The sequence below is a fragment of the Gammaproteobacteria bacterium genome (assembly GCA_009845905.1).
Classification (GTDB): domain Bacteria; phylum Pseudomonadota; class Gammaproteobacteria; order Steroidobacterales; family Foliamicaceae; genus Foliamicus.
Genome location: VXYS01000009.1, coordinates 329,082 through 355,531, shown reverse-complemented (window position 1 = coordinate 355,531; position 26,450 = coordinate 329,082). Strand labels below are relative to the sequence as shown.

The following is a 26,450-nucleotide window of genomic DNA, read 5'->3' as shown; positions in this document are numbered from 1 at the left end:
CCGTGACCGCGCGGTCCGACTTTCTGCTGGAGATTGGCGTAGAGGAACTGCCGCCCAAGGCCCTGCGCGGGCTGGACAGGGCCTTGCGCAGTGAAATTCGAAAGGGCCTGGAGGAGTCCGGTCTCGAGTTCGATAGAGTGGATTCGTTCGCCACGCCGCGCAGGCTGGCGGTCGTGGCGCGGGAGCTTGCGGCGCGCCAACCGGCACGGGCCGTGGAGAAGCGCGGACCGCCGCTGACCGGGGCGCGCGACCCCGGCGGTGACTGGAGCCGGGCCGCAAAGGGCTTTGCCGAATCCTGCGGCTGCCGCCCGGAGGACCTCGAGACACTGCGCACCGACAAGGGCGAGTGGCTCTTGTATCGCGGGCGCCGGGCCGGCGAGCCGGCCGCGTCGCTGCTGCCCGGAATCGCCGCGCGCGCCCTGAAACGGCTGCCGGTGGGCAGGGCCATGCGCTGGGGGTCCGGAGACGAAGAGTTCGTTCGGCCGGTGCACTGGGTCGTCATGCTGCACGGCAAGCGGGTCGTTCCGGGCCAGCTGCTCGGCCGGCGCAGCGGCCGGCGCAGCAGCGGCCATCGCTTCATGGGGCGGAAGCGGCTGAGCCTGCCGTCGGCGACTGACTACGCCGCCGTGCTGCGCGACCAGGGCAAGGTGATCGCAGGCTTCGCCCAACGCCGGGACGCGATAGTGCGTCTGGCCGAGGAAGAAGCCGCCCGGCTCGGCGGGGCGCTGGTGAGCAGCGCGGAACTGCTGGACGAAATCGCCGGCCTGGTGGAATGGCCGGTGGCCCTGACCGGCCGTTTCGAGGAGCGCTTCCTGAATCTCCCCGACGAAGTGATCGTGGCTTCCCTGCAGGAGCACTTGCGCTTCTTTCCCGTGCGCGACGATTCCGGCGCATTGGCAGCGGGCTTCGTGCTCATCAGTAATCTGGAGAGCCGCGATCCTGCGGCGGTCAGCGCGGGCGCGGAGCGCGTGGTCCGGGCGCGCCTGAAGGACGCCGATTTCTTTTTCGAACGAGACTGCTCCGAACCGCTGGCCGGGCGGATCGAAGGCCTGGACAGGGTCCGCTACCAGCAGGGCCTGGGTTCGCTGGGCGACCGGACCGGGAGGCTGGTGAAGCTGGCGGCGGAGCTGGCCGCCGATACCGGCGCGGAAGTCGCCACTGCCCAGCGGGGGGCGCTGTTGTGCAAGGCGGACCTTCTGACCGGGATGGTGGGCGAGTTTCCCGGCCTGCAGGGTGTCATGGGCGAGCACTACGCCCGTCACGACGGCGAAGACGAGGACATATTCAGCGCCATCGGCGAACACTACGCGCCGCGCCATGCCCGTGACGCCATTCCGGTCAGCCCGGGCGGGAGGGCGCTGGCGCTGGCCGACCGGCTGGACATGCTGGCCGGGCTTTTCGCTATCGGCCGACGCCCGAAGGGGGCAAGCGATCCTTTCGGTCTGCGACGCGCCGCCCTGGCGACGCTTCGAATCTGCATCGAGGGTGGGATCGACCTGAACCTGCCGGCGCGGCTCGGCGAGGCCCTGGCCTTACAGCCGGCCGGGAGCGAGGCCCCCAAGGGTCTGGTCGATGAACTCTACGGCTTTGTCATGGAGCGTCTGCGGGCCTGGTATCTCGACGGATTGCACCCCGAGGCCGATACCGTCGAAGTAAGCGCCGAACTGTTTGCGGCAGTTCGAGCCCGGTCACCGGCTTCGCCGCTGGATTTCCACCGCCGCCTGCTGGCGCTGCAGGCGTTTCTCGCGAGGCCGGCGGCCGCCGACCTGTCGTCCGCCAACAAGCGGATCGCGAATATCCTTCGCTCCGCCTCCGGCGCCGGCTCCGGAGGCGTCGACGCCTCGCTGCTGCGCGAACCGGAAGAACAGACGCTGCGTGCTTCGTTCCTGCTGCTGCTGCCTCAGTACCGGCAGCGGCTGGACGACTTCGATTACGCCGGGGCGCTGGAACTGCTGGCCTCCTTGCGGGGACCGCTGGCTGCCTTCTTCGACAAGGTCATGGTGATGAGCGAGGATGACGCATTGAGGGCCAACCGTCTTGCCCTGCTGGCCGGCATCCGCGAGACACTGCTGCAGCTCGCCGATTTCTCGCATCTTCCCGGCCGAAGCTAGCGCCGTGTCCCGATGCGTCACCGGCTGGTAATCCTCGACCGCGACGGGGTGATCAACGAAGAGCGCCTGGACTACATACGCACGGTCGACCAATGGCGTCCGCTGCCGGGCAGCCTTGAAGCGATCGCCAGCCTGTGTCGTGCGGGACTTGCCGTGGCCGTGGCCACCAACCAGTCGGGCGTCGGCCGAGGATACCTGACCGCCGGCGAACTCGAAGCCATTCACGCCCGGATGGAAGCCGCGGTTTGCGAGGCCGGCGGCGGGCTGGCCGGAGTATTCCATTGCCCGCACACGCCGGCCGACCGCTGCCGCTGCCGCAAGCCGCTCCCGGGCCTGCTGGAACGGATCGAGTCCGACGTGGGACTGCCCGTTGCCGGTGAGTACATGGTGGGCGATTCGATGCGCGACCTTGAAGCCGCCTCCGCGGCTGGCGCCCGGCCGGCGTTGGTGCGCACCGGCTTCGGGGCGGCCACCGAGCAGCGGCTGCCTCCCGGAGGCGCGGTTCCGGTATTCGACGACCTGGCGGAATTTACCGGGTGGCTCCTTCGGTCCGTGGAATGAAACGGCTTTCCGGCCTGCTTTTCACCGCACTGCTGGTCGCCAACACCGTTGCCGGCAGCCTATGGGCGGTCGTTCTGTGGCCGCTGCCCCACCGCGTACGCTACTTCTTCGCGGTGCGTTGCTGGGCCCTGGCGAACCTGTGGTTGCTGCGGGTCCTGTGCGGCGTTTCCTGGGAGGCAAGCGGACGGGAAAACCTGCCGACCGGCCCGTGCGTCGTGCTGATGAAACACTCGTCGGCTTTCGACACGATCGTCCAGACGCTGCTGTTCCCCCGGCAAACCTGGATGCTGAAGCGGGAACTTATGTTCGTGCCGATTTTCGGCTGGGGACTGGCGAGCATGCGCGCCATCGGCGTCGATCGGGCCAGGGGGGCGAAGGGCATTCGCTCGGTCGTGCGCCAGGGCCAGGGGCGAATCAGGGACGAGGGCCTGTGGGTCATCGTGTTTCCCGAAGGAACCCGGGTGGCCCCGGGAGAGGTGGGTCATTACGCGCCCGGCGGCGCCATGATCGCTTCGGCCGCCGGTTGTCCCGTGGTTCCGGTAGCCCATAACGCGGGCGACCATTGGCCCCGGCGCACCGCAACCAAGCAACCCGGCGCCATACGCATCGTTATCGGGCGCCCCTTGGCCACCACCGGCGCCGGGGCCCGAAAAATTACCGAGGAAGCGAAGAGCTGGATCGAATCCGAAGTAAGACAGATAAGATCAGATAAGATCAGATAAGGGATTATAGCTAGTATATAAAGGAATATAGCGGATATTAGAGGTCGCTATATATCCAGATTGACGACGTTCAGCGCGTTGTCTTCTATGAATGCACGCCGGGGTTCGACTTTCTCGCCCATCAGCGTTGCAAACAGCTTACTGGTGGCGCTGGTCTCGAATTCGCTGGCCACTTCCACCCGCACCAGCCGGCGGGTCTCCGGATTCACCGTGGTCTCCCACAACTGCGCCGCGTTCATTTCGCCCAGGCCCTTGTATCTTTGCAGCGTAACGCCCCGGCGGCCCTGGTCCATGAACCAGTCCAGCGCCTGCCCGAACAGTCCCACCTCCCGACTTGAAGAAGCGCGGCGCGCGGCGGCGCCGCCCGCCATCAGCTTGCTCAGTTCGGCCGCCAGGCCTCTTACGGACTGGTATTCGGCGGTGTCGAACAGCGAAAACTCAAGCGCGCTCTCTTCGTCCACGCCATTTTCGGTCCTCACCACGGAGAATGCGGCCGGTGTCCGTCCGTTGGCCTGTACCGAGACCTTCCAGGCTGCCTGCGCATCGTGCTTCGCCAAGGCTGCCTCGAACTGCGTACCCCAGTCGGCCATGTAGCGCGAGTCGTCCAGGCGCTCGTGGTCGACCGGCGGCAACTCGATAAGGCAGGCCAGGACTCGCTCGTCGGCCTTTCCGCGAAACCCTTCCAGGGAGCTTCGCGCCTGCAGGCACCGCTGCGCCAGTTGCCGCAATTCCTCCGCGTGCACGGGCGCATTGCGACCGGCCGCAAGCAGGCTTGCGTCCTTCAATGCCGCTTCCAGCGTCCATTCGCGCAATTCGTCATCGTCCTTCAGGTACTGCTCCTTCCGCCCGCGCGTTACCTTGTAGAGCGGCGGCTGGGCGATATAGACGTGTCCGCGTTCGATCAAGGCGGGCATGTAGCGGAAAAAGAAAGTCAGCAGCAGCGTGCGTATGTGCGAACCGTCCACGTCCGCGTCGGTCATGATGATGACTCGTTCATAGCGCAGTTTCTCCGCGTCGAAGTTCTCCTCATCGCGGCCAACCCCGCATCCCAGCGCCGCGATCAGCGTGGCCACCTCGTCGGAGGAAAACATCTTGTCCTGGCGCGCCTTTTCCACGTTGAGGATCTTTCCCCGCAACGGCAACACCGCCTGAGTGCGCCGGTCGCGCGCCTGCTTGGCGGAGCCCCCGGCAGAATCGCCCTCGACCAGGAAGATCTCGCGCTTGCTCGCGTCCTTCTCCTGGCAATCGGCCAATTTTCCGGGCAGGCCGCCCACGTCGCTCTTCTTTCGGGCAATGTCGCGGGCCTTCCGGGCGGCCTCGCGCGCCGTCGCCGCGTCGACAATCTTCTCCGTAATCGACCGGGCCTGCTTGGGATTCTCAAGCAGGAACTCTCGCAAGGCTTCGGCCACGGACCGCTCGACCGCGGTCTTGGCTTCCGATGACACCAGCCTTTCCTTGGTCTGGGAGGAAAACTTGGGATCCCGCATCTTTACCGAAACGACGGCGGTCAAACCTTCGCGCACATCCTCGCCCCGAAGCGTAAGGTCCTTGGCCCTTTTTCCGCCATGCTGCTCGAGATACGTGTTGAGCGTTCGGGTTAGGGCCGTGCGAAAGCCCTCCTGGTGCGTCCCGCCATGGTTCTGGGGAATGTTATTGGTGAAGAACGAACTGTGCTCCTGGTATCCCGCGTTCCATTGCATCGCCGCCTCGACCTCCATCTCCGTGGAAGTCTCCCTGTTCTCGCCGTTGCCGTCGCCTTCCTCGCGGCGCGCGATTTCCACGATCTGCGCACGTTTCACGTGAAACACCTGCGCATGCAAGGGTTCGCGGGATTGATTCAGCCATTGCACGAATTCGCGGATTCCTCCTTCCGCATGGAAAGTCCGCTGCTCTCCGCCCTCGCGCTCGTCCGCGAACTCGATCGTGATGCCGCTGTTCAGAAAGGCAAGTTCCCTCAACCTCCCGGTCAGGGTGCCGGCGTCAAATTCCAGGCTGGCGAAAACCTGCGGATCCGGACGGAAGCGGATGACGGTGCCGCTCCGATCGCTCTCACCGACGTCCTCCAGCGCGCCGTCCGGAATACCGGTCGAATAGCTCTGACGGTATTGCCGGCCACCTCGGTGGACCACGAGCTCCAGATTTGCGGAAAGAAAATTCACGACCGATACGCCCACTCCGTGCAGGCCGCCCGACACCTTGTACACGCTTTCATCGAATTTACCGCCTGCGTGAAGCGTCGTCATGATCAATTCCGCTGCGGAGCGGCCGGTCTTGGCATGCTTGTCCACGGGAATTCCCCGGCCGTCGTCGCTGATCTCCGCTCCGCCATCCGCAAGCAGGCGAACGGTGATCCTGCTGCAGTAACCGGCCAGGGCTTCGTCTACGGAGTTATCGACAACCTCGTAAATCAGGTGATGCAGGCCGGTGCCGTCGTCCGTGTCCCCGATATACATCCCGGGCAACTTGCGCACCGACTCCCGGTCCTCCAGGACTTCGATCTGGTCCGCGCCGTACGATTCGGAAGCATCCCCCTGGGCTTGCCCCGTGGGCATGGTGCGTTCTTCGGCGGGCTCTTGCATGGTCATCGGCTAAGAAAATCTTCCTTGACAGGGCTGCTGCGGTGTTCCTGCCGGCGCTTAGAGCCTGGCATCGGCGCGTTCCGCGGAAAAAGTGTCGACCCTGAAGCCGTGGACCGCAAAGCGGCCGATGGCAGCGTAGGAATCGCCCTGCACAAGCGGGCGGGAGACGACACTCGGCACGTGTGAAATTATACCAGCGCGCCCTCTTTCAGGCGAATTTCCCGCGCTTCCATCCAACGCCGGTATGGGGTCGTTTCGACCGCAGCGATGAACAGTTGTGCGCCCCGTTCGACAAACGCTTTGAGCAATTCCTGCCCGTGGTCCGCATCCAGCTCGACCAACGGCTCGTCAACCAGCAGAACCGGCCTGTTGGCGCCCTCCGTTTCAAGCACTTCCGCCGCCGCCAGCATCAGTGACGAGGCCAACAGCTTCTGTTGTCCGCGCGACGCAATGTACCGGGCCCGCCTGGACCCCAGCCGCAGAACCAGGTCGGCCCGCTGTGGGCCGAAGCGGGTGTTTCCCTGCTTGCGGTCACCGTCCAGGCCCGCCCTGAGGATTTCCTCCAGAGAATCTTCCCTTGGCCAGCCCGGATGGTAGTCCCAATCCGCCGGCGTTCCGGTGAGCCTGGCCGCGATCTTTGCAAACCGCGGCCTCAGCCGCTCCGCCACTGCCTTCCGCACCGCCTCCATTTCCAGCGCCGCCCTGCAAAACTCGCCGTCCCAGGCCGCAATGGCGTTTGCTCCGGCGCCTTGCCTGAGACTGGCGTTCCGCTGTCTCAACGCGCGCCGAAACCGCCTCCAGGCGGCGTTAAATCCGGGTTCCACGTGAAACGTCACCCAGTTCAGCAGCAGCCGGCGCCGCTCGGGGCCGCGGTCCACAAGGTCCATGAGCCTCGCGTCCAGGTTCAGCACCGGCAGCAAACGGGCAATTTCCGGACGTCGGGCGGCGTCCGCACCGTCCAACCGCGCCCGCGCGCTCCGTCCTGAAATCGTCAGGCCAAGTCGCCGCTCAGCCTCGCCCACTGCCACGGTGCCGCTTATTGCTGCTGCCGGCTTCCCGTGTGCAACGAGTTGCCGCAAGTCGCTGCCCCTGAAAGAGCGCCCTCGCGACAGAAGGTAGATTGCCTCAAGCAGGGTTGTCTTGCCGGCGCCGTTGTGTCCCGTGACGAGGTTGGCCCGCCCGTCGGGGGCCAGGTCAATGTCTTCCAGGGCTCGCAGGTTGCGCGCCTGAAGCTCCGTCAGCTGCGCCACGCCTCACCCGCTGCGTGCGGGCGGCTTTCGCCACCGGCTGCTACAGGCGCATGGGCATGACGATGTGCTGCACGGCCTCTCCGTCGGGCGCACAGACGAGCACGCTGCTGTTTCCGTCGCGCACATGAATCTCAACCTCATCGGATTGCAGGGATCTCAGCACGTCCGTCAGGTAAATGGCGTTGAAGCCCACCTTGATCTCGGGGCCGTGGTAGTTGGCCTCGATCTCGTCCTGCGCCTGTGCGCCCTGCCCTCCCTCGGTGCTGATGCCCACAATGTTCTCCTTGACGAGTACTGACACCAGCGGTATACGCTGATCCCTCACCCCGCGGCTCTCGCGCGCCACCAGCGCCACGCGGCTCAGAGCCGATTCCAGCGCTTCGCGGTTGGCCACGACGGGTTTCTCCTGCCGCTCGGGAATGACCCGCCGGTATTCCGGGTAACGGCCCTCGATGAGCTTTGACGTCATGTGCCGGTCGCCCAGGCTGAATCGAACCTGGTTGTCTCCAATCGCCAGCTCCACGTCGTCGCTGAACGCCAGCAGCGGCCGCAACGCGTTGATGCTGTTGCGCGGGACGATTCCCTTGCTTGAGTCGGTATCACCGGATCCCTTGCATTCAGCCGTTTCCGAGCACGACAGGCGATGGCCGTCGGTTGCCACCAGCCGCAAGCCGTCTTCCGAGATTTCGATCAGCATGCCATTGAGGTAATACCGTGGATCGGATTGCGCCATGGCGAAGTGGGTTTCAGACAGCATCTTCGCGAGCACGGCGGACTTCATCGTGATTCCGTCGACATCGTTTCCCGGATCCAGCCGCGGAAAATCCTCGGGAGGCAAGGTCTCCAGCGTGCCCGAATAGCGTCCGCACTTCACCGATAGCTGGTTTCCGTCAAGCTCAAGCTCGATATTGCTGCCGCCGCGAAGGGACGCGCTTATTCCCTGCAACAGCTTCGCCGGCACGGTTACCGAGCCTTCCGTGGCGATGTCGATCAACTGCGCTCGCGCCACCAGCGTCAGCTCCAGGTTTGTGCAGGTGGCGGTCAGAAACCCGTCAGCCGCATCCAGCAGCGCATTGCGAAGAATTGCCATGGTGTCCGCCTGGCTTTGTGCCGCACTCGTGACCGATTGCAAAAGACTGTGCAGGCCCTCTTGCGGAATGCTGAGTTTCATGAGTCCTCCTTTATCACCATCTCATATATATAAAGACGATGATGATAATGACGTGGGTGGATATGTGTGAATATCCAGAAAGATGTTATAAATCAATAGCTTAATTTCCATATTGGTGTGGATGCATCGGTGTGCTTGCGGTAGCGGCGCCTGTGGGCGGAATGTGGGTGAACGACAGCTCAACAAATCATCCACAAACAGGACCGGCCTTGTCCCCAGGCGACTCCCATGCGGAAGCTACTGTGCAAGGATACTGGCCAGACTCTTGTATTGCTGGTCTAAATTGTGGTCTGAACCTCGCAATTCCTGAATCCGGCGGACCGCATTGATCACGGTCGTGTGGTCCCGCCCGCCGAAGGCCTCGCCGATGTCGGGCAAGCTCAAGTCGGTGTACTCACGCGCCAGCACCATTGCGATCTGCCGCGGTCGCACGATCGCCCGCTTGCGACTGGCGGACCGCAAGTCGGAGGGACGGATCTGAAAGTAGTTGGCGACCAGCTTCTGAATTTCCTCCGGAGTAATGCGGCGCGCCACTGAAGCCACGTGATTCCTGAGGGCCTGCCTGGCCAACTGGAGATCGATCGGCATGCCGCGGAAACGCGACATGGCTTCAACGGTGCGGTAGGCGCCCTCCAGTTCGCGGACGCTGGAGAAGACGTGCTGCGCGATGTACATCGCCACGTCCTCGGGGCAATCCACGCTGGCCGCTTCGGCCTTGGCAAGCACGATGGCGGCGCGGGTTTCCAGGTCCGGCGGTTCGATGTTGACCATCAGGCCGGAACCGAGCCGCGAAATAACGCGGGTTTCCAGGCCGGTCACTTCGCGCGGAAGCTTGTCGCAGGTAAGAACGATCTGCCGGCCGTCCTGCAGCAGCACGTTGAGGGTGTGATAGAACTGCTCCTGCGAACTCTCCTTGCCGGCCAGGAACTGCACGTCGTCAAGAAGAAGCGTGTCCACGCTGCGGTAGGAGCGCTTGAATTGCTCGACAAGCTGGTCGGAGCCCGATCTGCCGTAGGACGCGCGCACCTTGCGCAAGGCGCTCAGGTAGTCGTTGATGAAGGTGTCCGAATGCACATAGGCGACGCGCAGCCCGCGCCGGTCCGCCAGCAGCTGGTGACCGATAGCGTGCATGAGATGGGTCTTGCCCAGCCCGACGCCGCCATAGATGAGCAGCGGGTTGTAGGCCCGGTGGCGGGCCACGTGGCGGGCGGCATCGTAGGCGACCTGGTTGGTCGGCCCGGTAACGAACGCATCGAAAGTGAAGTGGGACGTCAACCTGGAACCCGGCAGCGGCGGCGCCGCTGCCTCGGGTGGCGCCGATGCGGGGGCCCGCCGCGGGATCGGCCGGTCGAGGAGCTCCACATCGGCCTCGGCGCCCTGCCGCTCGCAGGCCTCGGCGAGGAGGTCCATGCAGTTGGATTCGATCCAGCCGCGAACGAAGCGGTTGGGGGCTATGAGCCTCAGCCTGCCGTTGTCGAACTGCGCCTCGAGGGGCTGGATGTAGGTGTTGTACTTTTCCTCCGCCAGGAGGGGTCTGAGTTCCCGACAAACCTCGTGCCAGAAATCAGTTTTCTCACGCGTTGCGCCAGGCATGGGCTTGGTGGTCGAAGGGGTCCCGGATGAGCCTCGTAAGGCACTTTATTCCACAACTCGCCGCCGGAATCAAACCCCTTGCTTTCATTGACTTTGCGCCTGCCAGAGGCTATGCTGAGCGCCCCTTGTGCGGCGGCGGTGACCGCCGCGATTTCATTGAAGAGCAATGAAGCGCACGTACCAGCCCAGCCGCATCAAACGCAAGCGTACTCACGGCTTTCGCGCCCGCATGTCGACGAGGGCCGGCCGGCTGGTTCTGAAAAGGCGGAGGAGCAAGGGACGGGCCAGGCTGTCGCACTAGTCGCCGCAACCGGCGGCTAGCGGTTGCCGGCATTTTGGGCGGGCCGGTAGCAAGCGATAGAATCGCCGGAAAATCAACACTTTGCGGTTCCCACGGCATTTGCACGGCATGACACCAGAACGGCTGCGTTTCACCCGCGAAGCCCGCCTGCTCAAGGCGACCGAGTTTCGCGCCGTATTTCGCACGGGTCGCCGGGCCCGGGCCGGCCTCCTGCATGCCCGTCTTCGCCCCAACGAAAGGGGGCGCGCCCGCCTGGGGCTGGCGGTGAGCCTGAAGGCCACCCGCAAGGCCGTGGTCCGCAACCGGGTCCGGCGCCAGGTCAGGGAGAGCTTCCGGGTCAATCAGCACCGTCTGGAGGGGCTGGATATCGTCGTGAGCCTCTCCCGGCCCCCTGCCGGCGGGGCGATTGATCTCCGGCCCAGGTTGCCGCGCCTTTGGAGCGAGGTTGTGCGGGCGGCCGAAGCGGAGGGCAAATGGAAAGACTGAGGTTCCCGCTCTGGATCATGTTCGGCGCCATGCTGTTGTTCAGCTGGCAGGCGTGGAACCAGGACCAGCTGCGCCGCGCCGCCGAGCCGGCGCCGGTTTCCGGAGACCTGCCGGCGCCGTCTTCACCGGCCGCGCCCGTCGAGACGGACCTGCCGGCTCTTCCCTCGGTTTCAGGCGCCGAGCCCGGGGAGGACCGGGCGGAATCGCCCGCCCGCCTTTCCGCCGCGCCGCCGGCTGTGCGGGTGGTCACCGACGTGTTCGACCTGTCCATCAGCAAGGTGGGCGGCGATCTGGTCGAAGCGATCCTCCTGGACTACCCGGTTGACAAGGACGACGACGCGGCAAAGGTGCGGCTTTTGAGCGCCACGCCCGGGGCCGAATACACCCTGAGCACCGGTTTACGGGCAGTGGATGACGCGCCGGAAGCCAATCACCACCAGCGTTTTGTGAGCGAACTCGGCGAGTACCGGCTGCTTGAGGGCGAGGACGATCTGGTCGTGCCGCTGACCTGGAGCGAGGGCGGCCTCAGCGTGACCAAGCTCTACACGTTTCGCCGCGGAAGCTACGCGGTCGAGGTGGAGCAGGTGGTGCGCAACGGGGGCAGCGAAGCGTACGGCGCGGCGCCCTATGTTCTGCTGCGCCGCGTCCACCTTCCGGAAAAGCGCTCGATGTTCAACGTCGACACCTACTCCATTACCGGGCCTGTCTACTACGACGGCGACAGCTATGACCGGATGGACGTGGACGATATCGAGGACGAGCCGCTCAGCGAGACCGCCACGGCCGGCTGGGTGGGTTCAATACAGCACCACTTTGTCGCCGCGGCCGTGCCCGACGGGGAACAGCCCTATCGGTACGACGGCACGGTTTCCGGGCGTACCTACCGATTGAGCGCGATCGGTCCGGTGCAGACGGTGCCGCCGGGCGGCGAAGAGCGCTTTTTCGCCAGCTTGTTCGTGGGACCGAAGCTGCAATCGCAGCTCAGCGAGACCGCCCCGGGGCTGGAATTGACCGTGGACTACGGGATTTTCACGGTGTTCGCCCAGCCTCTTTTCTGGCTTCTGAAGACCTTGTTCGCGGGCGTCGGCAACTGGGGCTGGGCCATCGTCCTCGCCACGCTGATCATCAAGGCGGTGCTGTTCCCGCTGACGGAGGCCAGCGGCAAGTCCATGGCCCGCATGCGCAAGCTGCAACCGCGGCTCAAGTCGATTCAGGAACGGTTCAAGGACGATCCGCAGGGGCGCAACCGCGCGATGATGGATCTGTACAAGACGGAGAAGGTCAACCCGGCCGCCGGCTGCCTGCCCATATTCATTCAATTGCCGTTCTTCATCGCGTTCTACTGGGTGCTGGTGGAGAGCGTGGAAATCCGCCAGGCGCCTTTCCTGCTCTGGATCAACGACCTGTCCTCGCGCGACCCGATCTTCGTGCTGCCCGCGCTCATGGGGGCGGCGATGTTCTGGCAGCAGAAACTGAACCCCAAGCCGCCCGACCCCATGCAGGCCAGGATCATGACGGCGATGCCGGTGATGTTCACCGTGTTCTTCATGTTCTTCCCTTCCGGCCTGGTCTTGTACTGGCTGACCAACTCGATCTTCTCCACCCTGCAGCAATGGCGGATCAATCGCCGGACCGACAAGGCGCCCGGGAAGCGGGCGGCACGATAGTCGCCTGCGCCACGCCGCCGGGACGCGGTGGCGTGGCGGTGCTTCGCGTATCGGGCGACGCCGTGCGCGCGATGGCTGCGGAAATACTCGGCGAAGTGCCGCCGGCGCGCAGCGCCTGCCTGGTGTCGATCACGGATTCCTCGGGGGAATTGATCGACCGGGGCCTGGCGCTGTTCTTTCCGGCCCCCAACTCCTTTACCGGCGAGGACGTTCTGGAACTGCAGGTCCACGGCAGCCCGATGGTCTGCGACCTGCTCACCGCCCGGATCTGCGAGCTTGGCGCGCGGCCCGCCGGCCCGGGCGAGTTCTCGCGGCGGGCGTTTCTCAATGACCGCATGGACCTGGCGCAGGCTGAAGCGGTGGCCGACCTTATCGACGCCTCAAGCGCCGCCGCCGCACGGGCGGCCGCGCGCAGCCTGCGCGGCGCCTTTTCGGAGGCCGTGGAGGCCCTGGTCTCGCGCCTGACCGGCCTGCGGGCCCACCTGGAAGCGACGCTGGACTTCCCCGACGAGGAGGTTAATCCGCTGGAGGACAGCGCGCTCAAGGAGGGCTTCGAAGAGCTTGGAAGACGTTTCGGACGGGTGTCGGAGGCCGCCGAACGGGGCAGGATCCTTCGCGACGGTCTGAACGTCGTGATATCGGGGCGTCCCAATGCCGGCAAGTCTTCGCTCTTGAATGCCCTGGCGGGTGAACCGGCCGCCATCGTCGCCGACGAACCGGGCACCACACGCGACCTGGTGCGGGCGGAGATCAGCATCGACGGCATTCCCGTGGAACTGATCGACACTGCCGGCTTGCGTTCGGCCGAGGGCGGCGTGGAACGGGAAGGCGTCCGCAGGGCTCGCGCGGCGCGCGACGAGGCGGACCTGGTGCTTGACGTCTGGGACGCCGCGGCGGGGGGACCGCAGCCGCGCCCGGCAGGCCGGACCATCGTCGTGCGCAACAAGATCGATCTGACCGGCGAGGCCCCCGGAGGGGCGGGAGACGGGACCGTTAGCCTCAGCGCCAGGACCGGCGCCGGGCTGGATTCGCTCAGGCGTATCCTGGCGGGGGCGGCCGGCGGGACCGCCGAAGGAGTATTCTCGGCCCGGTCCAGGCAGATCAACAGCCTCAAGGAGGCGAACCGGCGATTTCTGGCCGCGGGGTCCCTGTTCGGCAAAGGACATTCCGCCGAGTTGGTGGCCGAGGAACTGCGGCTCGCCCAGGAGCATCTGGGCGAGATCACCGGGGCGGTGGGCAGCGACGATCTGCTGGGCGAGATCTTCTCGCAGTTCTGCATCGGGAAGTAAAATCCTGTCGGCTGAAGCAGGGTGGGTCTTGAGCAAAAGCTCGCTCTGCCGGAAAGGACAGTCAGTTTCATGCGCCAGGCGGAATTTGATGTAATCGTTGTGGGTGGCGGTCACGCCGGCACCGAGGCGGCGCTCGCGGGCTCACGCATGGGCGCGCGCGTTCTGCTGATTACGCACAGCCTGGACACGCTCGGGCAGATGAGCTGCAATCCGGCAATCGGCGGCGTCGGCAAGGGCCACCTGGCGCGCGAGATCGACGCGCTCGGCGGGGCCATGGCTACGGCGGCCGATCGCGCCGGCATCCATTTCCGCCGGCTCAACGCCAGCAAGGGCCCGGCGGTGCGCGCCACCCGTGCGCAGGCCGACCGCTTGCTGTACAAGGCGGCCATACGGAAGGACCTGGAATCGGCCCGCGGCCTGACATTGTTCCAGGACAGCGTCGACGACCTGGCGCTCGAAGGGGATCGCATTCGCGGCGTAAAAACCCGCTCGGGACTTGAGTTTCGCGCCGGCGCCGTGGTGTTGACGGTCGGGACCTTCCTCGGCGGACAGATCCACGTCGGCCGCGAGCGTCATGCCGCCGGCCGGGCCGGAGATCCGCCGGCCAACCGTCTTGCCGCGCGTTTGCGGTCACTGAACCTGCCGGTGGGGAGGCTCAAGACCGGAACGCCGCCCCGGCTGGACGGAAGAACCGTCGATTTTTCGGTCATGCGCAGGCAGCCGGGGGACCGGCCGCGGCCGGTGTTCTCGTTCATGGGGCGTACTGACGACCACCCTCGCCAGGTGGAATGCCACATTACCCGCACCACCGAAGCCACCCACGAGATCGTTCGGGCCAGGCTGGATCAGTCTCCGATGTACAGCGGCGCCATCGAGGGCGTCGGGCCCCGCTATTGTCCGTCGCTGGAGGACAAGGTCGTGCGCTTCGCGGACCGCGAGTCGCACCAGATTTTCGTTGAACCGGAGGGGCTGACCACCGCCGAGGTCTATCCCAACGGCATATCCACCAGCCTTCCGGAGCACGTCCAGCTTGAGTTTCTTGCCACGATTCCGGGATTCGAGCAGGCTCGCATGACCCGCCCCGGCTACGCGATCGAGTACGACTACTTCGATCCGCGGGAGCTGGGCGCCGACTTGCAGACGCAGGCCGTGGCGGGACTCTACTTCGCCGGCCAGATCAATGGCACAACCGGTTACGAAGAGGCCGCCGCGCAGGGCCTGCTGGCCGGAGTCAACGCGGTGCTGGCCGGGCGCGGCGAGCCGGCCTTCGCGCCCGGACGCGAGGAGGCCTACATGGGCGTGCTGGTGGACGATCTCGTGACCCGCGGCGTCACCGAACCGTATCGGATGTTCACCAGCCGCGCCGAGTATCGCCTGCGTCTGCGCGAAGACAATGCCGACGCCCGGCTGACGCCCGAAGGGAGGCAGCTCGGGCTGATCGGGGAGGAACGGTGGAAGGCCTTCTGCCTGAAGCAGGAAGAGATTGAAAACGAACGGTCGCGGCTTGAGCAGTGCAGGACGCCGGACCCCGGGACTGCTGCGAGCGGCGCCTGCAGCGCACTCAGCCTGCTTCGCCGCCCGGACTGGGGCTACAGTCGCGTGACGGACTTGCCCGATGTGGGCGCACGGCCCGAGGCGAAGAGCGAGTGGCCGGAACTGGCCCGGCAGATCGAAGAAGCGGTCGAGATCGAGGTCCGCTACGCCGGCTATCTCAAGCGCCAGGGGGCGGAAATCAGGCGCAATCGCCGGATGAGGGGCAAGCTGCTGCCCGCCGAACTGGACTACGCGATGGTGCGGGGCCTGTCGAATGAAGTTCGCGAGAAGCTTGCGCTGGCCCGCCCGGACACCATCGGCCAGGCCGAACGCATCCCGGGGATGACGCCGGCGGCGGTTTCCCAGTTGCTGGTCCATCTGAAGAAGCGGGAGTTGCAATGCGCCTGAGAATCCTGATGGCGGCGACCGCGCTCGCGCTCGCAGGCTGTGGCGGCGGCCAGGACCAGGCGCCGGTGAGCTACGGTCCGATCGGCGGCGAATCGGGCGCGGAGCTGGCGGAAGCGCAGATATTGCGCCGGGGCAACGGAACCGAGCCGCAGTCGCTGGATCCGCACCGCGCCGAAGGGGTCCCCTCGTCAAACATCCTGCGCGACCTGTTCGAGGGACTGGTGGCCGAGGCGCCCGACGGCGAGTTGATCCCCGGGGCCGCCGAGTCCTGGGAGATATCCGAAGACGGCCTGACCTATACCTTTACCATGCGTCCGGACGGACGTTGGAGCAACGGCGATCCGGTTACGGCGCGCGATTTCGAGTATGGCCTGCGCCGCAGCGCCGACCCGAATACGCTGTCGCGCTATTCCAGCGTGCTGGCGCCTATCCGCAACGCGCGGGCCGTGATTGCCGGCGAGCTGCCGCCGGAGGCGCTGGGCGTCGAGGCGGTCGACGAGCGCACTTTCGTGATTCGGCTTGAAACGCCCACGCCCTACCTGTTGGGCCTGCTTACCCATTCGACCTGCTACGCGGTGCATCGAGGCGTCGTGGAAACAAGCGGGACGAACTGGGCGCGGGTGGAAACGCACGTCGGCAACGGCGCCTATCGCCTTGAGGAATGGGTCGTGCAATCGCACATTCACCTCGCCCGCAATCCGCACTACTGGGACGACGCCAACACGACGATCGACGAGGTGCGCTACTACGCCATCGAGAATCAGGACGCCGAACTGAAGCGCTATCGCGCCGACGAGCTGGACATCACCAGCATCATCCCGCAAAAGCAGCTCAAGTGGATACGGCAGAACCTGGCCGACGAATTCCGCGTCACGCCCTACCTGGGCACCTACTATTTCGGCTTCAATACCACCCGGTCTCCGTTCGTCGGCCGGCCGGGCCTGAGGCGCGCGTTGTCGCTGGCGGTGGATCGCGACATCATTGCGAACGTCGTGAGCGGAGCCGGCGAATTGCCTGCCTACAGCTGGGTCCCTCCGGTGCGCGGCTACGAGCAGCAGGTGCCTGAGGAGGCCGCATGGACCCAGGCGCAACGCGAGGCGGAAGCCAGGCGCCTGTATGCCGAGGCGGGCTATTCGGAGGAGAATCCCCTGCAGGTGGAGGTCCTGTACAACACCTCCGACAATCACAAGCGCATCGCGATCGCGCTGGCCTTCATGTGGAAGCAGGTGCTGGGCGTGGAAGCCTCGCTGGCCAACCAGGAGTGGAAGGTTTTCCTGGAAACCCGCAAGCGCAAGGAAGAGACCCAGATCTACCGCGCCGGGTGGATCGGCGACTACGAGGACGCCTACACCTTCGCGCAGCTTCTCGAGTCCACCAACGAGCAGAACGATTTCGGTTACGACAGCCCGCGCTACGACGCCCTGCTGGCGGCCGCGTCGGCCGAACCGGACGTGGCGCTGCGGGCGCAGTACCTGCAGGAGGCCGAGCGTGTCCTGCTCGCCGACCAGCCCCTCATGCCGTTGTATTTCTACGTCACCAAGCGGATGGTCAAACCATGGGTCGAAGGGTACGAAGGCAACATCATGGACCACATCTACACCCGGCACCTCCGTATCCTGAAGCACTAGCAGACGGCGCCATATTCCCGCCGGTATGATGCGCGGATGTTCCGTTACGCGATAAGGCGGGTCTTTGCGGCGATCCCCACGCTGCTTATCCTGATCGCGCTGGCGTTCTTCATGATTCGCGCCGCCCCGGGCGGCCCCTTTGACAGCGAGAAAACGCTTCATCCGGAAATCGAGGCCAAGATTCGCGCCGCCTATCACCTCGACGAGCCGCTGTATCAGCAGTTCGTTCGCTACCTTCAGGGGCTGACGCAAGGCGACTTCGGCCCCTCCTTTCAGTACATCGACCGCAGCGTGACCGAACTGATCCGCGAGGGGTTTCCCGTGTCGCTGCAGCTTGGGGCCTGCGCCATGCTGCTGGCCCTGCTGGTGGGCGTGACGGCCGGCGGCTGGGCGGCGTTGCGGCAGAACCGCGCGTCCGACCATGCGGTAATGGCGGCCAGCATGACGGGAATCTCGATCCCCAACTTCGTGGTCGGACCGTTGCTGATCCTGGTATTCGCGGTGCACCTCGATTGGCTGCCGGCTGGCGGCTGGCCCACGGAGGGCTTCTTCGCCCGATTGCCCAACATGGTGATGCCGGTCATCGCCCTGGCGTTGCCGCAGATCGCCTATATCGCCCGGCTTACCCGCGGCAGCATGATCGAGGTGCTGCGCAGCAATTTCATACGCATGGCGCGCGCGCAGGGCCTGGCGCAGTCCACCATCCTGCTGCGGCATGCGCTCAAACCCGGTCTGCTCCCGGTGCTCTCGTATCTGGGGCCCGCAACGGCGGCCGTCATCACGGGCTCGGTGGTCATCGAGCAGATCTTCGGCGTGCCCGGCCTGGGGCGCCATTTTGTGCAGGGCGCGCTGAACCGGGACTACACGCTGGTGATGGGCGTGGTCGTTTTCTACGGAGTGCTGATCATCCTGTTCAACTTCCTCGTGGATGTCTGCTACGGCCTGCTGGACCCACGGGTCCGTCAGCGAGACTGACAGGAATCGAGCGCGCAGCCGTGAGGAAGACCAGTAAGAACCGCGCGGCGATCCGGCAGGCGGCGGGCGGCGGGCGCGGCTTGTGGAGCGACGCCTGGAGGGCCCTGCGCCGCAACCGGGCCGCGATGACCGCCGCCGCGATTCTGGCCGTCGTGGCCATCCTGTGCGTTTTCGGTCCGGCCCTGACGCCGGTCGAATTCGATTATCTCGACTGGGACTACGTTTCGGTTCCGCCCTCGCTGGAAGGCTGGCATTTCTTCGGCACCGACGATCTCGGCAGGGATCTGTTCGTGCGCACGCTGGTCGGAGGCCGTATCTCGCTGATGGTGGGGCTGGTCGCGACCGCGGTAAGCCTGCTGATCGGCATCAGCTACGGAGCCGTGGCAGGTTACCTTGGCGGACGGACGGACCAGGTGATGATGCGCATCGTCGATATTCTGTATGCGATGCCCTTCATGTTCCTGGTCATCCTGCTGATGGTCCTTTTCGGACGCAACATCGCGCTGATCTTCGTGGCCATCGGCGCCATCAACTGGCTGGACATGGCGCGCATCGTGCGCGGCCAGACGCTGAGCATCAAGCGCCGCGAATTCGTCGAGGCCGCCCAGGCAGCCGGCGTGTCCACGCCCCGGATCATCCGGCGGCACATCGTCCCCAATCTCTTCGGCGTGGTGGTGGTGTACGTCACGCTCACGATCCCGCAGGTGATCCTGGTGGAGTCCTTCCTGAGCTTTCTGGGGCTGGGGGTACAGGAACCCATGACCTCCTGGGGCGCGCTGGTGAACGAGGGCGCCAAGGAGCTTGAAAACGCCCCCTGGACGCTGATCTTCCCCGCCGGGTTCCTGGCCGCCACCCTGTTCTGCTGCAATTTCATCGGCGACGGGCTGCGCGACGCGCTGGACCCGCGCGACAGGAGCGCCTGACATGTCGCTGATTTCGGTTCGCGATCTCAAGGTCGATTTCAGCACGCCGGACGGTGTCGTGCATGCGGTGCGCGGCATCGACTTCGACCTGGAGGCGGGGAAGACCCTGGGCATCGTGGGCGAGTCCGGCTCGGGCAAGAGCCAGACGGTGCTGAGCCTCATGGGCCTTCTGGCCGACAACGGCCGCAGCTCGGGAAGCGCCCGGTTCGAGGGCCGCGAACTGATCGGCATGGCCGATCGCGACCTGCGCGGTATCCGAGGCAATCGGATCGCGATGATCTTTCAGGACCCCATGACTTCGCTGAACCCGTACCTGAAGATCGGGGTGCAGATGGCGCAGGTTCTGGAACTGCACGAGGGCATGGGTCGCAGGCAGGCGCTGAGGCGATGCGGGGAGCTGCTGGAGGCCGTGCGTATACCGGACGCGGGCAAACGGCTCCAGTCGTGGCCGCACGAGTTGTCCGGCGGCATGCGCCAGCGAGTGACGATCGCCACGGCGCTGCTGTGCACCCCCGCACTGCTGATCGCGGACGAGCCCACCACGGCGCTGGACGTCACGGTGCAGGCGCAGATTCTTAACCTGATGCAGGAACTGCGCAGCGATTTCAACGCCGCCATCGTCTTCATTACCCACGATCTCGGCATAGTGGCGGGCTTTTGCGATGATGTGCTGGTCATGCAGGACGGCGAGTGCAAGGAGCGCGGCAGCGTGGACCGGGTCTACGCCGCCCCGAAGCATCCGTATACGCAACGACTGCTGGCCGCCGTCCCCCGGCTGGACCGCGACGCCCGTCCGCGCGGCAAGGGCGCGAGCGGCGCCGGGCCCGTTCTGGATGTCGAGGGCCTGGACGTCGTCTATTCACTGAATCGCCCCCGTCTGTTCGCTCCCCGGCCGAAGCTCAAGGCGGTCACGACCGGGACCTTCACGATCTCGCCCGGTGAAACGCTGGGCGTTGTGGGTGAGTCGGGCTGCGGCAAGTCGTCCCTGGCGCGGGCGGTCATCGGGCTGGTTCCCCCAAGCGCCGGGCGCGTGACATTGCTGGGAGGCGACCTGCAGGACGCCGACAAGAAGACCTGGATGGCTGCCCGGCGCAATATGCAAATGGTTTTCCAGGACCCGCTGGCTTCGCTGAATCCGCGCATGACCGCCCGGCAGATCGTCGCCGAACCGCTGGGCGCCTGCCGGCCCGATCTTTCCAGGCCCGAGCGTAATGAGCGAGTGGTCAGGATACTCAACCGCGTCGGCCTGAAGGACGGGCAACTGGACCGGTATCCGCACGAGTTCTCGGGCGGCCAGTGCCAGCGGATCGGCATCGCCCGGGCCCTGGCGCCGGGGCCGGCGGTCGTGATCTGCGACGAGGCGGTCAGCGCTCTGGACGTGTCCATCCGGGCGCAGATCGTGGACCTGCTGATGGAACTGCAGGACGAACTCGGGCTGGCGCTCATATTCATCGCCCACGACCTGGCGGTCGTTCGCCAGATCAGTCACCGGGTGGTGGTGATGTACCTGGGCCGGGCGATGGAAATCGCCGACAGCGGACAGCTGTATGCCCGGCCCATGCATCCCTACACCAGGGCGCTCATCGAGGCCGCGCCGATACCCGACCCGCAGGTGGAGCGCGCCCGCAAGCGCGAGCTGCTTCAGGGAGAACCGCCGTCGCCGCTGAACCCGCCGCCGGGATGCGCGTTCTCGGCGCGCTGCACTTTCGCGGTGGATCGCTGCCGCCAGGAAACGCCGGAACTGCGCAGACTTTCACACGGCATGGTGGCCTGCCACCGCGCGGAAGCGATCGCGGCCGGCCGGGCATGAAGGACAATGCCCGCGGGCGCCGCGAATCCCACCCCCGCCGCGCCGTCCGAGCGGTTGGCGACAGGCCTGGCGGAGCTGGGCCTGCCCGCGGGCGCCGGCGACCTTGAACGGCTGAACGCATACCTGGACATGTTGACCCGCTGGAACCGCACGTACCGACTGACGGCCCGGGCGACCCGCGAAGAACTCGTGGTTCGCCACGTGCTGGACAGCGCGGCGGCGCTTCCCTTCCTGCCTTCCGGACCGAAGCTGGATGCGGGCAGCGGAGCGGGGCTGCCGGGCCTGGTCCTCGCGCTCCTGCGGCCCGAGAGCCCCTGGGTGCTGCTGGACTCGGCCGCCAGGAAGGTGGCTTTTCTTCGCCATGCCTGCTCGGAGCTTGGTCTCGTCAACGTGCGCGTCGTGCGCGAGCGCCTTGAAGGCTATCGGCCCGCCGTACCGCCGGGCGCAATCGTGGCACGGGCCCTGGCGCCGCTGCCGAATCTCGTTCGGCTGGCCGATCACCTTGTGCGTCGGGGGTCGCTGCTGGTGGCCATGCTCGGCCGCCGTCCGTCCGGGCGGCAGTTGCGTAGCCTGCCGACGGTCGAATGCCGATCATGCGATCCGGTTCGTGTGCCGGGCCTGGATGCGCAACGTCATGTCGCCGTCTTTGCATGCGCGACAGGAGCGCCTGCGCGGGGGGTGGGCAACTGAAACGCACTTTCGCAATCGCCAACCGCAAAGGCGGCGTGGGCAAGACCACGACGGCCATCAACCTGGCCGCCTGCCTTGCGCAAATGGACCGCAAGGTGTTGCTGGTCGATCTCGATCCGCAAGCAAACGCGACCACCGGCTGCGGCGTGGGCCGCGACGACATCGGAGAATCCGTTTACGGACTCCTGATGGGCCGGGCGCGGGCGTCGGACAGCGTGATCAGGATCGAATCGGCCGGATTCGACCTGCTGCCGGCAACCGCGGGTCTCACGGCCGCCGAAGTCGAGTTGCTGGAAGTGGAGCAAGGCCGGGAGCTCCAGATGCGCGGGGCCTTGCTGGAAGTGGCGTCGAACTATCAGACGATCCTGCTCGACTGTCCGCCGAGCCTCAACATCCTCACGCTGAACGCCCTGGTGGCCGCCGAGGGCGTGCTGGTGCCGATCCAGTGCGAGTACTTTGCGCTGGAGGGCTTGTCGTCGCTGGTGGGCGTGATCGAGGGGCTGTGCGCCCGCTCGAACCCCGACCTGGAGATAAGCGGCATAATCCGCACCATGTACGATGGCCGAACGCGGTTGGCCCGGGACGTTTCCGAGCAATTGCAGAAGCATTTTCCCAACGAACTGTTCCGTACGATTATTCCGCGCAACGTGCGCCTGGCCGAGGCGCCCGGCTTCGGTTTGTCCGTCCTGCAGCACGACCGGCTCTCCAGCGGCGCGCTGGCCTACGCCGCCCTCGCCGGCGAAATGATTCGTCGGGGGCTTGCCGAATAATGGCCGCTCCCAACCGGGGACTGGGGCGCGGGCTCGAGGCTTTGCTGGGGCCTCGGCGGGAGCCGCAAGCTGCGGATCGCGAACTTCGCGAACTGCCTCTGGACCTGCTGCGGCCCGGGCAATTCCAGCCGCGCCAGGCCATGGCGCCCGAGCGCATTGCGGAGTTGGCCGAATCGATTGGGGCCCAGGGCGTCGTGCAGCCTATCCTGGTGCGCCCTGTCGATGGAGAAGGCGATTCGCAGGCCCGGTACGAGATTGTCGCCGGCGAACGCCGCTGGCGTGCCGCCCAGCATGCCGGCCTGGAGACCGTGCCCGCCGTCGTGCGGCCGTTGTCCGACGCAGAGTCCGCGCTCGCGGCTCTGGTCGAGAACGTTCAGCGGGAGGACCTGAGCGCCATGGAGCTGGCCCGCGCGCTGCGTGCGATTCTGGAAATTTCCGGCGGCACCCACAAGGAGGTGGGCAGGTCGATCGGCATGTCGCGCGCCGCGGTCAGCAACCACCTCAGGCTGCTCGAGCTTGGGGATGCGGCCAAAGAGCTGCTGGGGGAGCGCAAGCTGGAAATGGGTCACGGGCGCGCCTTGCTGGCCGTAACGAACCCGGCCCGGCAGGCTGCGCTGGCGCGGCTGATCGCCGAGAAGGGGCTGACCGTTCGCGACGCGGAGCGCCTGGCGCAAGCGGAGGGCCGGCCCGAGAAGACACCGGCGCCGCGGGACCCCAATGTGGTCAGCCTGGAGCGCGACCTGAGCGAGCGGTGGGGAGCGCCCGTGCGCATCCGCCACGGCAAGCGCGGCGGGCGCCTGGAAGTGCGCTACAAGAACCTGGACGAGCTCCAGTCTCTGCTCTCCCGACTCCCGTAGTTTTCCGCTTCGTTTCCGCCCCTTTGTGTGCCTCCCTCGTGCTGGAGGCGCCATCCTGGCTCGATTCTCGCTGTCCTTGCTCCAACGCTCCCGCACGAGGGAGGCACACAAAGGGGCTACGGCAATACGGAAGTCAGATCAGGCGTTTGCGTTTGCGGGCGATGGAGATGTCGGGGTGCCAGGTGGAATTGGCGCCGTGCCCCTGCTGCATGATCCGCGCGTCGATCAGGTAGGCGCCACCGTCCCGGTTGACGAGTTGCGCGCGCTCCAGCGCGGCTTCCATTCCGGCCGGTTCCAGCACGGTCTCCGCTTCCACTCCAAACGCCCGCGAGACGGCGGCAAAGTCCACCAGCGGGTCGCCCAGGTAGCAGCTGATGTCCTTCCACAGGTCGCGGGTCTCGCGATTGCGGGCCAGCGGCGAGAACCAGTAGATGCGCTCCCGCTCGCCGTCGTAGGACTCGTTGTTGAACACCACGATCGTGATCGGAATGTCGTGGCGCGCGGCCGCCCATAGCGCTTCCGTCTGACCGAACAGGAAGGCCCCGTCGCCCACCAGGCAGACGACCTGCCGGTCCGGCTGGGCCACCTTGACGCCCAGCGCCGCGCCCACGCCCCAGCCCAGCGCGAACCCGGTGGTCTGACCGATCAGCCGTTTCCTGCCGGGCGCGAAGTCCATCCAGTGGTAGGGAAGCCGGTTGTCGAGTTCCGAAACGATAATCGCGTCCTCGGCCAGGTGCCGGTCGAGTTCCCAGGCCATGCGCGCCCAGCTGATGGGCGCCGCGTTCCAGTCTTCTTCGGACGTCCTGCGCTGGTCCTCCAGGCGTTTCGCGAATTCCTCTCGGGCCGCATCCATCCGGGGTTCGCGGAGCTTTGCAAGCCTTTCACGGGTAGCCATCCCCTCGATGGCGTCGATCAGCGCGGTGGTGATTTCCCGGATGCCTCCGGCCAGCGCAATATCGGTCGGCTGGAAGTTGCCGATGTCCTCGTATTCCATGCGCGCGTGAATGACGGTCGCCTTGCCCGGCGGCGAAGGGGCCAGGATTCCGGGACCGGGCATTTCCGTTCCCAGGTTGAGAAAGACATCGCTCTGACCCAGGTGTTTCGGGGCGCCCAGGCCGTAGAACCCGGCCCACAACGGGTGTTTGAAAGGAAAGTCGCCGTACACGGAATAGCCCTGGCTGACCCGGGCGCCCAGCGTTTCGGCAAGGCGCACCACGTCGTCCACCGCGCCGCTGCGCGTCACTTCGTGTCCGACGTTGATAAAGGGCGCATTCGACTCCAGCAGGGCCCGCGCCGCCGATTCCAGCAGCTCGGGTTTAGGCGGCAGATTGACGTCAACCCGGAACAATTGCTGGGGATAGACGGTCTGCTTCAGCTTCGGCTCGCCCAGGACATTGATCGGAATGCGCAGGTGCACGGGGCCGCCCGGCGGCGTTCCCGCCATCTTGATGGCGCGCCGGGTGAACTCGCTGATCCGCTCCGGCCGATTGATCTGCCAGCGCCACTTGGTGAACTGCTGCAGCGGCTCCAGCCAGTCGTCCATTTGCTGGAACTGGTTGCGGCCCCCGAAGGTGGTCTGGGCCGAGTCGGAAATGGCCACGATCGCGGAACGGTCCTTCCAGGCGTTGTAGAGGTTGTTCATCGCCGACGGAACCGCGACGCCGGGCACCAGCAGGACCGCGGTGCGGCCGCTGGCCAGTTCGTAGCCGTGCGCCATCGCCGTTGCCTGGCCTTCCTGCAGGGTCAGCAGGAACTTGAGTTCCGGCCGCGACGCCAGCGCGTCGAAGATCGCGGTCATGCCCGTGGCCGTGGTCGCGAACAGGTACTCGACGCCCGCCGCCAACAAGGCTTCCACGAGGACTTCGGCGCCTGTTCCCTCAACGCTGCTGCCCCGTTCCGGCGGCAGCGTCTGGGCGTCGGCCTCGGAAATCATCCGCGTCAGCGACTCCGCCGCCGCGGCGGAAAAGCCGATCGCCGCCAGCGCCTTGCCGAACTGCCGCCGCGAGATCGCGCCGTCGAGCAGACTCTTGTAGTTGCCTTGCGTGGACCGGGAGCCGGCCATCAGCCGCTTTTCGCCTTGAGGTCGGCCATCAGGCCGAGGATCTCGAACATCATGCTGGCGCCCACATGCGCGGTGTTTGCCGAGGGGTCGTACTGGGGCGCCACCTCCACCAGATCGCCGCCCACGATGGGCAATCCCGCAAGTCCGCGCAGCAGGCGTTGAGCCTCCAGCGGCGTCAGCCCCCCGATCTCGGGCGTGCCCGTTCCGGGCGTGTAGGCCGGATCGATTCCATCGACGTCCACGCTCACGTAAACCGGCCCGCCCGCGACCTTCTCGCGGCACATCGATATCACGGCCGGCAGCCCCATGTCATGGAAATCGTCCATGTGGATCACGGTCATTCCGGAATCGTAGCTGAAGGCCCAGGCCAGCTCGGCGCTGCCGCGTATGCCGATCTGAATGCAGCGGTCGGGATCCAGCACGCCGTCCAGCACCGCCAGGCGGAAAGGGCCGCCGTGGTGAAATTTCTCATCGTCGTATGGGCCGGCGGTGTCGCAGTGCGCATCGATATGCACCATGCCCAGCGGCGCTCCGGCGCCCAGCGCTTTCATGATGGGGTAGGTGATCGAGTGATCGCCCCCGGCGGAGATCGGCATGAGGCCGGCGGCAGCGATCTTCCGGTAGAAGGCCTCTATGTCCTCGATGCTCTTCTCGAGGCTGAAGCGCGAGCGGAACGGCACGTCGCCCACGTCGGCGCAACGCAGCACGTTGGCGGGAACGAGGTTGTAGGTGGGATGGTAGGGTCCGACCCGTTCGATCGCGCGCAGCGCCCGCGGGCCGAAACGCGCCCCCGGCCGGTTCGTGACGCCCAGGTCCATGGGCACGCCCACCAGGGCGACGTCCAGTCCGGCCCAGTCCTCGATGTGGGGGAAATCCAGCAGCGTCGGCGGATCGCCGTACGGCTTCTTCTGGTGCAGGTCGCTGTCGACGGCCTGCTTCAGCGCCTCCCTGAAGGGCACATCCGCCTCCAGGTCTCCGTCCGGCCGCCCGTACCTTTCGCGCAGCCGTTCAAGTTTCTTTGCGTCCACTTGCCCGGCACCCAGGAAAACGCTGCATTGTAAGGT

The 26,450-nt window shown here is 66.0% G+C and carries 21 protein-coding genes; 15 read left to right on the top strand and 6 right to left on the bottom strand.

Annotation, left to right across the window (positions count from 1 at the left end; all coding sequences use genetic code 11):
• The first annotated feature begins 2 nt into the window (after positions 1–2).
• Genes F4036_09105 through F4036_09095 form a run of 3 tightly spaced genes read left to right on the top strand, consistent with a single transcriptional unit; the run spans position 3 to position 3,394 of the window.
• On the top strand, positions 3–2,111 hold the full coding sequence (locus tag F4036_09105) for a glycine--tRNA ligase subunit beta (protein ID MYK37895.1): 2,109 nt from the start codon (positions 3–5) through the stop codon (positions 2,109–2,111).
• A gap of 12 nt (positions 2,112–2,123) precedes the next feature.
• The gene (gmhB, locus tag F4036_09100) at positions 2,124–2,672 is read left to right on the top strand and encodes a D-glycero-beta-D-manno-heptose 1,7-bisphosphate 7-phosphatase (GenBank protein ID MYK37894.1); all 549 of its coding nucleotides are present in this window, start codon (positions 2,124–2,126) and stop codon (positions 2,670–2,672) included.
• The gene (locus F4036_09095) at positions 2,669–3,394 is read left to right on the top strand and encodes a 1-acyl-sn-glycerol-3-phosphate acyltransferase (GenBank protein MYK37893.1); all 726 of its coding nucleotides are present in this window, start codon (positions 2,669–2,671) and stop codon (positions 3,392–3,394) included. Before gmhB ends, F4036_09095 begins: the two co-directional genes overlap by 4 nt.
• A 47-nt stretch (positions 3,395–3,441) precedes the next feature.
• On the opposite strand, the gene gyrB is transcribed toward F4036_09095, so the two are convergent.
• The 4 genes from gyrB to dnaA all read right to left on the bottom strand — a co-directional run bounded on the left by gyrB (position 3,442) and on the right by dnaA (position 9,987).
• On the bottom strand, positions 3,442–5,946 hold the full coding sequence (gene gyrB / locus F4036_09090) for a DNA topoisomerase (ATP-hydrolyzing) subunit B (GenBank protein ID MYK37892.1): 2,505 nt from the start codon (positions 5,944–5,946) through the stop codon (positions 3,442–3,444).
• 215 nt (positions 5,947–6,161) lie between these two features.
• Positions 6,162–7,223: a DNA replication and repair protein RecF gene (gene recF, locus F4036_09085; protein MYK37891.1), complete on the bottom strand. Its 1,062-nt coding sequence runs from the start codon at positions 7,221–7,223 to the stop codon at positions 6,162–6,164.
• Positions 7,224–7,263: 40 nt separating this feature from the next.
• Complete coding sequence (gene dnaN, locus F4036_09080; GenBank protein ID MYK37890.1) at positions 7,264–8,394, bottom strand: DNA polymerase III subunit beta; 1,131 nt, start codon at positions 8,392–8,394, stop codon at positions 7,264–7,266.
• 237 nt (positions 8,395–8,631) lie between these two features.
• A complete protein-coding gene (gene dnaA / locus F4036_09075; protein MYK37889.1) occupies positions 8,632–9,987 on the bottom strand; it encodes a chromosomal replication initiator protein DnaA in 1,356 nt (451 codons plus the stop codon).
• A gap of 166 nt (positions 9,988–10,153) precedes the next feature.
• On the opposite strand from dnaA, the gene rpmH reads away from it, so the two are divergent.
• The 12 genes from rpmH to F4036_09015 all read left to right on the top strand — a co-directional run bounded on the left by rpmH (position 10,154) and on the right by F4036_09015 (position 23,324).
• Positions 10,154–10,288 (top strand): 50S ribosomal protein L34, encoded by a 135-nt coding sequence (gene rpmH / locus F4036_09070; protein ID MYK37888.1) that lies wholly within the window; start codon positions 10,154–10,156, stop codon positions 10,286–10,288.
• 108 nt (positions 10,289–10,396) lie between these two features.
• Positions 10,397–10,774, top strand: coding sequence for a ribonuclease P protein component (rnpA, locus tag F4036_09065; GenBank protein ID MYK37887.1), 378 nt, complete (start codon positions 10,397–10,399; stop codon positions 10,772–10,774).
• Positions 10,762–12,441 (top strand): membrane protein insertase YidC, encoded by a 1,680-nt coding sequence (yidC, locus tag F4036_09060; GenBank protein ID MYK37886.1) that lies wholly within the window; start codon positions 10,762–10,764, stop codon positions 12,439–12,441. Before rnpA ends, yidC begins: the two co-directional genes overlap by 13 nt.
• Positions 12,387–13,730, top strand: coding sequence for a tRNA uridine-5-carboxymethylaminomethyl(34) synthesis GTPase MnmE (gene mnmE / locus F4036_09055; protein MYK37885.1), 1,344 nt, complete (start codon positions 12,387–12,389; stop codon positions 13,728–13,730). Before yidC ends, mnmE begins: the two co-directional genes overlap by 55 nt.
• A gap of 69 nt (positions 13,731–13,799) precedes the next feature.
• Positions 13,800–15,671, top strand: coding sequence for a tRNA uridine-5-carboxymethylaminomethyl(34) synthesis enzyme MnmG (mnmG, locus tag F4036_09050; GenBank protein ID MYK37884.1), 1,872 nt, complete (start codon positions 13,800–13,802; stop codon positions 15,669–15,671).
• 8 nt (positions 15,672–15,679) lie between these two features.
• Complete coding sequence (locus F4036_09045; GenBank protein MYK37883.1) at positions 15,680–17,299, top strand: peptide ABC transporter substrate-binding protein; 1,620 nt, start codon at positions 15,680–15,682, stop codon at positions 17,297–17,299.
• 36 nt (positions 17,300–17,335) lie between these two features.
• The gene (oppB, locus tag F4036_09040; GenBank protein ID MYK37882.1) at positions 17,336–18,274 is read left to right on the top strand and encodes an oligopeptide ABC transporter permease OppB; all 939 of its coding nucleotides are present in this window, start codon (positions 17,336–17,338) and stop codon (positions 18,272–18,274) included.
• A 125-nt stretch (positions 18,275–18,399) separates the two neighbouring features.
• Complete coding sequence (locus F4036_09035; protein MYK37881.1) at positions 18,400–19,197, top strand: ABC transporter permease subunit; 798 nt, start codon at positions 18,400–18,402, stop codon at positions 19,195–19,197.
• Position 19,198: 1 nt separating this feature from the next.
• Complete coding sequence (locus tag F4036_09030) at positions 19,199–21,007, top strand: ABC transporter ATP-binding protein (protein ID MYK37880.1); 1,809 nt, start codon at positions 19,199–19,201, stop codon at positions 21,005–21,007.
• Positions 21,008–21,013: 6 nt separating this feature from the next.
• Entirely contained in the window at positions 21,014–21,697 is a 684-nt protein-coding gene (gene rsmG, locus F4036_09025) for a 16S rRNA (guanine(527)-N(7))-methyltransferase RsmG (protein ID MYK37879.1), read from the top strand.
• Positions 21,694–22,467 (top strand): ParA family protein, encoded by a 774-nt coding sequence (locus tag F4036_09020; protein MYK37878.1) that lies wholly within the window; start codon positions 21,694–21,696, stop codon positions 22,465–22,467. Before rsmG ends, F4036_09020 begins: the two co-directional genes overlap by 4 nt.
• Entirely contained in the window at positions 22,467–23,324 is an 858-nt protein-coding gene (locus F4036_09015; protein MYK37877.1) for a ParB/RepB/Spo0J family partition protein, read from the top strand. Before F4036_09020 ends, F4036_09015 begins: the two co-directional genes overlap by 1 nt.
• A gap of 133 nt (positions 23,325–23,457) precedes the next feature.
• On the opposite strand, the gene F4036_09010 is transcribed toward F4036_09015, so the two are convergent.
• The gene (locus tag F4036_09010) at positions 23,458–25,386 is read right to left on the bottom strand and encodes a thiamine pyrophosphate-binding protein (protein ID MYK37876.1); all 1,929 of its coding nucleotides are present in this window, start codon (positions 25,384–25,386) and stop codon (positions 23,458–23,460) included.
• Positions 25,386–26,414: an agmatinase gene (speB, locus tag F4036_09005; protein MYK37875.1), complete on the bottom strand. Its 1,029-nt coding sequence runs from the start codon at positions 26,412–26,414 to the stop codon at positions 25,386–25,388. The genes F4036_09010 and speB overlap by 1 nt, the downstream gene beginning before the upstream one ends.
• Positions 26,415–26,450: the final 36 nt, after the last annotated feature.